11 protein-coding genes are annotated in these 10004 nt (G+C 70.8%); 5 read left to right on the top strand and 6 right to left on the bottom strand.

What is annotated here, in order from left to right; genetic code table 11:
* Positions 1-7 precede the first annotated feature (7 nt).
* Positions 8-859: an IclR family transcriptional regulator gene (locus BLQ03_RS01245; RefSeq protein WP_090751820.1), complete on the bottom strand. Its 852-nt coding sequence runs from the start codon at positions 857-859 to the stop codon at positions 8-10.
* A 143-nt stretch (positions 860-1002) separates the two neighbouring features.
* Here BLQ03_RS01245 and BLQ03_RS01240 point away from each other — a divergent pair, with 143 nt between their 5' ends.
* On the top strand, positions 1003-2487 hold the full coding sequence (locus tag BLQ03_RS01240) for a nucleobase:cation symporter-2 family protein (protein ID WP_090751817.1): 1485 nt from the start codon (positions 1003-1005) through the stop codon (positions 2485-2487).
* 23 nt (positions 2488-2510) lie between these two features.
* On the opposite strand, the gene BLQ03_RS01235 is transcribed toward BLQ03_RS01240, so the two are convergent.
* The 3 genes from BLQ03_RS01235 to BLQ03_RS01225 form a co-directional block, all read right to left on the bottom strand.
* Positions 2511-3479: an NAD(P)H-dependent flavin oxidoreductase gene (locus BLQ03_RS01235; protein ID WP_090751815.1), complete on the bottom strand. Its 969-nt coding sequence runs from the start codon at positions 3477-3479 to the stop codon at positions 2511-2513.
* A 72-nt stretch (positions 3480-3551) separates the two neighbouring features.
* Positions 3552-4610: an aldo/keto reductase gene (locus BLQ03_RS01230; RefSeq protein ID WP_090751813.1), complete on the bottom strand. Its 1059-nt coding sequence runs from the start codon at positions 4608-4610 to the stop codon at positions 3552-3554.
* 61 nt (positions 4611-4671) lie between these two features.
* Positions 4672-5469: a quinoprotein dehydrogenase-associated SoxYZ-like carrier gene (locus BLQ03_RS01225; protein WP_245688626.1), complete on the bottom strand. Its 798-nt coding sequence runs from the start codon at positions 5467-5469 to the stop codon at positions 4672-4674.
* Positions 5470-5625: 156 nt separating this feature from the next.
* On the opposite strand from BLQ03_RS01225, the gene BLQ03_RS01220 reads away from it, so the two are divergent.
* The 4 genes from BLQ03_RS01220 (at position 5626) to argC (ending at position 9079) form a co-directional block, all read left to right on the top strand.
* Positions 5626-6678: a quinoprotein relay system zinc metallohydrolase 2 gene (locus BLQ03_RS01220; protein WP_090751811.1), complete on the top strand. Its 1053-nt coding sequence runs from the start codon at positions 5626-5628 to the stop codon at positions 6676-6678.
* Between the two features lie 70 nt (positions 6679-6748).
* Entirely contained in the window at positions 6749-7807 is a 1059-nt protein-coding gene (locus BLQ03_RS01215; protein ID WP_090751808.1) for a DNA topoisomerase IB, read from the top strand.
* Positions 7804-8133 (top strand): DUF779 domain-containing protein, encoded by a 330-nt coding sequence (locus tag BLQ03_RS01210; RefSeq protein WP_090751807.1) that lies wholly within the window; start codon positions 7804-7806, stop codon positions 8131-8133. Before BLQ03_RS01215 ends, BLQ03_RS01210 begins: the two co-directional genes overlap by 4 nt.
* Before the next feature lie 40 nt (positions 8134-8173).
* Entirely contained in the window at positions 8174-9079 is a 906-nt protein-coding gene (argC, locus tag BLQ03_RS01205) for an N-acetyl-gamma-glutamyl-phosphate reductase (protein ID WP_090751804.1), read from the top strand.
* Between the two features lie 240 nt (positions 9080-9319).
* Here argC and BLQ03_RS01200 read toward each other — a convergent pair whose 3' ends face one another.
* Together BLQ03_RS01200 and BLQ03_RS01195 are read right to left on the bottom strand one after the other, a co-directional pair.
* Positions 9320-9829 carry a GNAT family N-acetyltransferase gene (locus BLQ03_RS01200; protein ID WP_245688625.1) on the bottom strand — a complete coding sequence of 170 codons (510 nt, stop codon included), beginning with the start codon at positions 9827-9829 and terminating at the stop codon, positions 9320-9322.
* A 6-nt stretch (positions 9830-9835) separates the two neighbouring features.
* Entirely contained in the window at positions 9836-9994 is a 159-nt protein-coding gene (locus tag BLQ03_RS01195; RefSeq protein WP_090752115.1) for a Trm112 family protein, read from the bottom strand.
* Positions 9995-10004 lie beyond the last annotated feature (10 nt).

Below are 10004 nucleotides of genomic sequence, written 5' to 3'. Positions count from 1 at the left end.
CGCGAAACTATCGCCCCTGCGCGGCCGGGGAAAGATGCCGGGCGGGGCCGCCCAGCGCCGCGCCAAGAACAGCGGCGGCCTCGGCCAGTTGCGGACCCAGCGCGGCCAGCGCCGCGTCGTCCAGCCGGGTCGAGGGGCCCGCCAGCCCCAACGCCGCCACCGGGTCGCCCGCACCCCCGAAAACAGGGGCAGCGATGCCATTCTGGCCCACGGCGGATTCGCCCCGCTCGGTTAGCCAGCCGCCGTGGCGCAGGGTGGCAAGATCGGCGGTCAGTTCCCCCTGGTCGGTGATCGAACGTCCCGTCAGCGCGGGCAGGGGCGCGCGGCCCAGAAGCGCCCGGACCTGCGCCAGGGGCAGATGCGCGATCAGCGCCTTGCCGGGGGCGGTCGCGTGATAGGGCAGGCGGGTGCCGGGGGGCAGCACGGCGCGCAGGCTGGATGTGCCCGGCACCTCGGCCACGACCAGCGCCGAATCGCCATCCGCGACGGCCAGCACCGCCGTCTCGCCGCTGGCCTCGGCCAGTTGCGCCAGCACCGGGCGGGCGCGCTCGGCCAGGCCCCCGCGGCGCAGGAAGGCCGCGCCCAGGCGGAAGGCGCCGGGGCCCACGCCCCACAGCTGCGTGGCTGGATCGACCTCGGCCAGCCGCCGCGCGGCAAGCGCCCCCAGCAGGCGGTGCACCGTCGAGGGGGCGAGCCCCAGCCTGCGGCCCAGTTCGGAAAGCGACAGGCCGTCGCCCTCGGCCAATGTGTCCAGCAGCATCAGCGCCCGGTCCACGGCAGGGGAGCCCGCCGCCGGACCCTCGCGCGCGGGGCGGCCAGAGGAGGTGGCGGGGCCTTTCTGCGGGCGGGTGTCGTTCATGGCGCGCGCCAAGCTGACGCAATTGGCGGCAGTCCGCAATCCGCATCGCGGAAAATACGGGGAAAGGCTTTGCGGCACCGGCACGCTGCTGCAGTCTGATGGGAAGAACCGGGCCTGAGAACGTCGCCCGGGGGGGAGGATACATGACCGATCTCACTCATCGACGCGCAGACGTGCATCCGGTGGACGAGGTGCTGCCCGCGCCGCGCCTGTTCACGCTGGGCCTGCAGCACGTGCTGGTGATGTATGCCGGCGCCATTGCCGTGCCGCTGATCGTGGGCCGCGCCCTGCAACTGCCGCCCGAGGAGGTGGCCTTCCTGATCTCGGCCGACCTCTTCGTCTGCGGCATCGCCTCGATCATCCAGTCGCTGGGCATGGGGGCGTGGCTGGGCGTCCGGATGCCGGTGATGATGGGCGTGACCTTTGCCGCCGTCGGACCGATGGTCGCCATCGCCCAGTCCATGCCGGGGCAGGAGGGGGCGCGCGCGCTCTTCGGCGCAGTGATCGGGGCGGGGGTGATCTCGATCTTCCTTGCGCCCGCTGTCAGCCGGATGCTGCGCTTCTTCCCGCCGGTCGTGACCGGCACGGTGATCCTGACCATCGGGGTCAGCCTGATGCCCATCGGCATCAACTGGATCTTCGGCCTGCAGGCCGGGCCCACCGCGCCCACGCTGGTCGATCCGGCGATGCAGGCCTGGCTGGACGCGCAGGTCGCGGCGGGGGGCGTGCCCGAGGGGCTGAAGCTCGCGCCGACCGTGCCGAACCCGCTTTACGCCGCGCCCGGCAACATCCTGATCGCCGTTCTCGTGCTGGCCACGATCCTGCTGATCGCCCGCTTCGGCCGCGGCTTCGTGGCCAATATCGCCGTGCTGGTCGGCATTCTGGTCGGCGGCATCATCGCCGCCGCGCTGGGACTGATGCATTTCGAGAAGGTCGCGGCCGCCGCCTGGTTCGCGCCGATCAAGCCCTTCCACTTCGGCACGCCGACCTTCGATCCCGTGATGATCCTGACCATGACCATGGTCATGCTGGTGGTGATGATCGAATCGACGGGGATGTTCCTTGCGCTGGGCGACATCGTGGACCAGCGCATCGACCAGCCGAGGCTGGCGGCGGGCCTGCGGGCGGATGGCGTGGGCACGCTGCTGGGCGGGATATTCAACACCTTCCCCTATACCTCGTTCAGCCAGAACGTGGGGCTTGTCGGCGTGACGGGCGTACGGTCGCGCCATGTCTGCGTGGCGGGCGGCATCATCATGATCGTGCTGGGGCTGATCCCCAAGATGGGCGCGCTGGTCGAGGCGCTGCCGACGGTCGTGCTGGGCGGCGCGGGGCTGGTGATGTTCGGCATGGTCGCGGCCACGGGCATCCGTGTGCTGTCGCGGGTCGATTTCGCCGCGAACCGGCACAACCTGTTCGTGGTGGCAGTGTCGCTGGGCATGGGGATGATCCCGATGATCGCGGGCAACTTCGACCAGTGGCTGCCCGCCTCCACCAAGGTTCTGACCCATTCGGGCATCCTGCTGGCGGCCGTCTCGGCGGTGGGGCTGAACTGGTTCTTCAACGGCGCGCGCCAGCTTGACCGGACCGAACTGTCCCGCGCCGCGGCCCAGGCCGACGCGCACTGATCGGGGAGGGCTTCGGCCCCCCTTTACCGTTCCAGCAGGGCCTGGCGCGCTTCGGCATATTCGCGCGCCAGCCGCTCCACCAGCGCGGCGGCGGGCACGACCTCGCGCACTGCGCCGATCCCCTGGCCCGAGCCCCAGATCTGGCTCCAGGCCTTGGCCTTGCCGGCAGACTTGCCGAAGTCCATGCCCTCGCCGTGGCTGGCATCCAGCGCGTCCGGGTCCATGCCCGCACCACGGATGGAAGGCTTGAGGTAGTTGCCGGCGATGCCGGTGAAGACGGGGGTGTAGACGATGTCCTCGGCACCGCTTTCCACGATCATTCGCTTGTAGTCGGGAACGGCGTTCGCTTCCTCGGTCGCGATGAAGGGGCTGCCGACATACGCGAGGTCCGCCCCCATCGCCTGCGCGGCCAGCACCGCCCGGCCCGTGGCGATGGCGCCCGAGAGCAGCAGCGGGCCGTCGAAGAACGCGCGGATTTCCTGGATCAGCGCAAAGGGGCTTTGCGGCCCCGCATGTCCGCCCGCGCCGGCCGCGACCGCGATCAGCCCGTCGGCGCCCTTTTCCAGCGCCTTCCGCGCAAAGGTCGCGTTGATGACGTCGTGCAGCGCGATGCCGCCGCAGTCATGGGCGGCGGCGTTCACCTCGGGGCGGGCGCCGAGGCTGGTGATCCAGATCGGCACGCGGTGGCGGTGGCAGATCTCGATGTCGCGTTCGAGGCGCGCATTCGAGCGGTGGACGATCTGGTTCACCGCGAAAGGCGCGGCGGGGTTGTCGGGATTGGCCTGATTGTGGCGATCCAGTTCCTCCTGGATGCGGGTCAGCCAGGCATCCAGCAGCGGCGGCTCGCCGTCCCTCTCGCGCGCGTTCAGGGCGGGGAACGAGCCCACGATCCCGGCCTTGCACTGCGCGATGACCAGTTCGGGGCCCGAGACGATGAACATGGGCGCGGCGACCACCGGGACGCGCAGGTTCGACAGGATCGGCGGCAGCATGGTTCCCCCCTTCATGGCCAGACGCGGGTCATGATGCGGGGCAGGGCGGGGGCCGCAACCCCCGCCGCTGCGTCAGTAGGGAAGCGGGTGGGCGCGGTGGAAGGCGTCGATCGCCTTCATCGCCTCGGCGTCCAGCCGGACGTCCAGCCCGGCCAGTAGGTGGTCGAGCTGCGTCATCCGCGTGGCCCCGACGATCGGGACCGAGGGGAAGGGCCGCTGCCGCACGAAGGCGATGGCCGCGTGGATCGGGTCGAGCCCGAGCCCGCGCGCCATGTCGCCCCAGGCGTCGGCGGCAGCGATGCCGCGCGCGGTCATCCGCCCGCCGAGCCGGCCGTCCTCGCCCCGCGGCATCCCGGTCGCCGCGCGGCTGTCCGGCGGGAGCGTGCCGCCCGCGTATTTCCCGGTCAGCAGTCCGGCGGCCAGCGGCGAATAGGCCAGCAGCGTCACGTTTTCCTTGTGACCCACCTCGGCCAGGTCGGTGTCGTAAAGCCGGCAGAGCGGCCCGTATTCGTTCTGGACCGACACCACGCGCGGCCCGCCCGTGCGGTCTGCCGCCGCAAGCCAAGCCATCGTGCCCCAGGCCGTTTCATTCGACAGGCCGAACTCGCGCACCTTGCCCGCGGCGACCACCCCGCGCAGGGCTTCGAGGATGCCGTCCATGTGATCCTGCACCCGGGCCTTGGAGGCGCGGCTGGGGTCGAAGGTCCAGTTCTGGCGGAAGGCGTAGCTGCCGCGCTTGGGCCAGTGAAGCTGGTAAAGTTCGATGTGGTCGGTCCCCAGCCGCCGCAGCGAATCGTCCACGGCCTGGGCGATGTTGCCGGGCTCGAACCCCTTGCCGCCGCGGGTATGGCCGCCGTTCGGGCCGCTGGCCTTGGTGGCGATCTGCAGCCGCTCGCGTCCCCCGCGCGAGGCGAGCCATTCGCCGATGATCTCCTCGGTGCGGCCATAGGTCTCGGCGGCGGCGGGGTTCACCGGATACATCTCGGCCGTGTCCCAGAAGGTGATCCCGGCGCCGATCGCCCGGTCCATCTGGGCCAGCGCCTCGTCCTTCGGGGTGTCCTTGCCGAAGGTCATGGTGCCCAGGCAGATGTCGCTGACGGTCAGCCCGCCCAGCTTGCGTGTGTCGATCATGAAGGGTCCTGTCGCGGATGCGCGGGCAACCTGACAGCGGCGCCTGGCGCGTGCAACCCGGTCAACCGCCCGCCGCCGGGAAGCTCGCGTCGAAGACGCGGCCGTCGGTGTCCTCGGCATGGGCCGCGACCGGCTGGCCGTTCGGCTTGTAGCCCAGGCGGAAGACGGGGTTCTCGGAAATCGAGATGCCGCCCTCCATGGTCATCAGCGTCTCGTCGCCCTGCTTCAGCTCGACGGTCTGGACGAACTCGGCGGGGATGTTCAGCAGCGTCACCTGGTCTCGCTGGAGGCCCGAGAAATTGGGGTGCCGGATCATCAGCGTCCCCATCGCGCGGTCGCCCTGGGGCTCGGCGCGGAAGCGCATCTCGCCCATCCCCTCGCGCGCCTTGGCGCCGCCGCCGGCAGGCGCCGCGCAGCCGCCCGAGGCCTTGACGAAGCGCCCCGCCATGACCTGCCGCCCGTCCTCCAGCGTGGCGATGGCGCGGACGTCGGAATAGGCGTCCACCCGCACCCTGACCTCGAAATCCAAGGGCGCGGTGGCGGGGCCGAAGGTGAACTCCCCGGCGACCGGGGCGGGGTTCTGGTCGATGACCAGCGCCAGCTTGGTGATGCGCGGGGCACCGGGGGCCTGGGTCACGCGGATCGGAACCAGCGCCGGGTTTTCCGCCCGCACCGGTGCGTCAAGGTCGAAGACAGCTGGGTCGATGGGAGGCTCGGTATCGCTGCCGATCACGCCCGAGCGCATGTCCTCCCAGGCAGGCGAGGGTTGCAGGGGGTTGTCGGCCGCCAGCGCGGGACCGGCCGCAAGCGACAGTGCAAGGGCGGCAAGCCGGATGGGGGTGGCAAGGAAAGGGGACATGGCGAATCTCCCTTGCGCCGATGGGATCGGCGCGGATGCGCGGCAATGGTGACAAGGCAGGGGCCGATGCGGCGACCCCGACGAAGGTCGTAGAAGCCGGCCTGCCTGCTGCACGCCGCGCCGTCGGACGCCATCCTTCGCGCAGGAGGCCCGTCCATGCATGTCCTGATCCTGACCGCCTGCCTTGCCGCCGACCCCTCGCTCTGCGCGGACCGGCTGCTGCCCATGGTGGAGTCCCCGGATGCCGCCGCCTGCGAAGCCCGCGCCGCGCAGGCAGCCGCCGCCTGGCTGGCCGCTCACCCTGACCTGTCGGGCCGGGACTGGCGCTGCGCCCCGCTGTCCGAGGCCCCTGCGCTGGATCTGACCGAGGTCGCAGCCGGCGTCCATGTCCATCGCGGCGCCGACGCGCAGCTTTCCCCCGAAAACCGCGGCTGGATCGCCAATCTCGGCGTGGTGCTGGGCCAGGACCGCGTGGCCGTCATAGACCCCGGCGGATCGCGCGAACAGGGCGAGGCGCTTTACACTGCCATCCGCCGCCTGACCGACCTGCCGATCGGCCCCGTGGTCCTGACCCACATGCACCCCGACCACCTCGCGGGCGCCGAGGTTTTCGCAGAGGCCGGCGCCGAGATCATCGCCGACGCCCGGCTGCCCGAGGCGCTGGAACTGCGCCGCGACACCTGGGCCGAAAGCATCCCTGCCCAGATCGGCGCAGCGGCATGGGCGGGCACGGTCCTGATCGGGCCGACCCGCACCATCGAAGGTCCCGAGACGCTGGACCTCGGCGGCCGCAGCCTGGACCTGACACCCGCGCCCGCTGCCCATACCGACACCGACCTGACCGTCCGTGACAGCGTCACCGGCGCGCTGTTCACGGGCGACCTCGTGTTCCGGGGGCTGACGCCGGTGGTGGACGGCTCGCTGAAGGGCTGGCTCGACTGGCTGGCCGGAGCCCATGACGGCGACCCGGTGATCCCGGGGCACGGACCCGTGGCGGGATCGTTCAAGGAGGCCGGCGCCGCGCAGGGCAGCTATCTGGCGGCGCTGCGCGACGCCGTGCGACAGGCGCTGGACGCGGGACTGGGGCTGTCCGAGGCTGTTCCCGCCGTGGGGCAGGCCATGGCGCCGCTCGCGCCCGGCTGGGCCGATTTCGAGGCGACGACTGCCCGCAATGCCGCCGCCGCCTATGCCGAGCTGGAGTGGGAGTGAGCCCTCCGGTCCCTTGCGCGCGAACCAAACGCGCTTCTGCCGCGTTCGGGGCCACAGCCGCAGGGAGCGGATGATGGCGACAGGCAATATCGTCGATCCGCAGGAGGCCGCCGTCAGCGCGGGCCTGGTCTATGTCAGCGACACCGAGCCGGGCATCACCCGCCGCCGCGCCGGCAAGGGCTTCAGCTACCGCGATGCCCAGGGCAGGACGGTGAAGGACCAGGAGACGCTGGACCGCATCCGGTCGCTGGCGATCCCGCCCGCCTATACCGACGTCTGGATCTGCGCCGACCCGGACGGCCATATCCAGGCCACGGGCCGCGATGCGCGGGGTCGCAAGCAGTATCGCTATCACCCCCGCTTCCGCGAGGTCCGCGACAGCACCAAGTACGAGCGGATGCTGGACTTCGCCGCAGCTCTTCCGGCCCTGCGCGCGCGGGTGGATGAGGACATGGGCCGCCGGGGGATGCCGCGCGAGAAGGTGCTGGCGACGGTCGTGCATCTGCTGGAAACGACGATGATCCGGGTCGGCAACGCCGATTACGTCAAGCAGAACAAGTCGCACGGCCTGACCACGCTGAACGACCGGCATGTCAAGGTGGACGGCGCCCAGGTCCGATTCCGCTTCAAGGGGAAAAGCGGCAAGGAATGGAACCTCGGCATCCGCGACCGCCGGGTGGCGCGGATCGTCAAGGCCAGCCAGGACCTACCGGGCCAGCACCTGTTCCAGTATCTCGACGACGAGGGCGAGCGGCGCACGGTCACCTCGGGCGACGTGAACGCCTACCTGCGCGAGATTTCCGGCACCGACATCACCGCCAAGGACTTCCGCACCTGGACCGGCACGGTGCTGGCGGCGCTGGCGCTGGCGGAATACGAAAAGGCCGACAGCGCGGCCGCCGCCAAGCGCAACGTCCGCGAGGCGATCGAGCAGGTCTCGGCCCGCCTCGGCAACACCCCCACGATCTGCCGCAAGTGCTATGTCCACCCGCAGGTAATCGACAGCTACCTGTCCGACGATCTGGCGCTGGAAATCAGCGAGGAGATCGAGGACGAACTGGAGGAACCGGCCCTGCGCCCCGAGGAACGGCAGGTGCTGGATTTCCTGAAGCAGAGGCTTGCCGCATGAACCGCATCACCGCCACCCAAGCCGCGCTGGACCTGCTGGCCGAGATCGAGGCCACGCATGGCCCCGTGATGTTCCACCTGTCGGGCGGCTGCTGCGACGGGACCGCGCCCATGGTCTACGCGCAGGGCGACTTCCGCATCGGAGCCAACGATGTGCAGCTTGGGACGGTGGGCACCGCGCCCTTCTGGACCGGAAGCCTTCAGGCCGAGGCCTGGGCCGACACCGACCTGGCTGTCGACGCGGTGCCGGGGCGCGGGTCGGGCTTCAGCCTCGACAACGCCATGGACCGCCATTTCGTCCTGCGCCCGCCCACTTGCGCCGCCTGAGCGAACGGGCCACATCGCGGGGCAAGCGAAAGGGGGCGACATGGCGCACAAGGTGTTCATCGACGGCGAGGCCGGGACCACGGGGCTGCAGATCCGCGAGCGTCTGGCCCCCCGCACCGATATCGAGCTGGTGCAGGTGGACCCCGCCCGCCGCAAGGACGCGGGCGCCCGGCGCGAGGCGCTGGCCGCAGCCGACATCGCCATTCTCTGCCTGCCTGACGCCGCCGCAAAGGAAGCCGTGGCTCTGGCCGAGGGGCTGGACGTGCGCTTCATCGACGCTTCGACCGCGCATCGGGTGGCCGACGGCTGGGCCTTCGGCTTCCCCGAACTGGCCCCCGGCGCGCGCGAGGCCATCGCGGGTGCCGCCCGCGTCTCGAATCCCGGCTGCTATTCCACCGGTGCCATCGCGCTCGCCGCGCCGCTGGTCGCGGCGGGGCTGGTGGCCCCGGACGAGATCGCCTCGATCAACGCCGTCTCGGGCTATACCGGCGGCGGCAAGGAACTGATCGCCGAGATGGAGGCCGAGGGCGCGCCCGACCACTTCGTCTATGCGCTGGCCCAGGGCCACAAGCACCTGCCAGAGATCATCAAGCACTCGAAGCTGACGCGCCGCCCGGTCTTCGCGCCCTCCGTGGGCCAGTTCGCCCAGGGCATGGTCGTGCAGATCCCCTTGCAGCTTGAGGCCCGCAAGCTGGCCGACCTACGCGACGCGCTGGCCCGCCACTATGAGGAGTCGCGCTTCGTCAAGGTGATCGACCCCGTCGCCCGCGTGGTCCCGACCGTGCTGAACGACACCAATGAGATGCACCTCTCCGTCCATGGCAGCGACGAGAACGGCTGCGCAATGCTGGTCGCCGTGCTGGACAACCTCGGCAAGGGCGCCTCGGGTGCGGCGGTGCAGAACCTCAACCTGATGATCGGGGCGGACGAGGCGGCAGGACTCTAGTTCCCGCCGCGGCCGGTCCGCGATCCAGCGACGGAAAGGGGACCGGCCATGAGCAGGACAGTCGAGGATCCGGCGTGATGCTGGCTGAGCCTCCGAGAGACTGAGCGGACCGGGACACTGCATCCTTGAAAGCTCGGTCACGCGCCGGCCTGTCGTACGGGATGCGAGCCAAGATCATGGCTCGCGGCTGACCTTCGGCCAGCGCCCCGGGGGACGAGGCCGTGAAGGCGGTTCCAGCTGTCAGTCGTCGAGTCCGAAGGCGGGATGATAGCGAACCCGGCCACAGGCAGGCTCGGCGAAGGGCAGTGCCAGAACATACTCGGCCGGGATGCCGGGAACCACGATCCGCGGATCGGCAGCGAAGCCGAAGCGCCCGTAATATGCCGGATCTCCGACCAGCACCGCGCCTTGCGCCCCCTCGGCCCGCAAGCGCGCCAGCGCCGCCTTCATCAGCGCCGAGCCGATGCCCTGCGACTGCCGGTCGGGCCTGACCGCGACCGGACCAATGCCGGACCAGCCGGGCGCCTCTCCGACGTGGACGGGCGAGGCGGCGAGATGGCCTGCGATGCCGTCATCATCCTCGGCCACCAGAGACAGGGTCAGGGCACCCGCTGCGCGCAGATCGTCCACGATCTGCGCCTCGGTCCCGCTGGAATGGGCCGCGTTCCGGAAGGCCTCTGTGATCAGGCTGCGGATCGCCTCTGCATCCTCGAGCGTCTCGTCACGAAGGGTCAGGCCCGGATCGGGCACGGCTGCTCAGTCCGCCTTGATCTGGCGCGCCTCGCCGACCAGCATGATCGGGATGCCCGCGCGGATCGGAAAGGCCAGCCCCGCCCGGCGCGAGATCAGCTCCTGCCGGGCCGCGTCATAATCCAGCGCACCATGCGTGACCGGGCAGACCAGCGCTTCCAGCATGTGCCGGTCG

Source organism: Paracoccus chinensis (genome assembly GCF_900102885.1).
Classification (GTDB): Bacteria; Pseudomonadota; Alphaproteobacteria; order Rhodobacterales; family Rhodobacteraceae; genus Paracoccus; species Paracoccus chinensis.
Note: the sequence above shows the minus strand (reverse complement) of the source record. Positions and strands in the feature narration are given on the sequence as shown.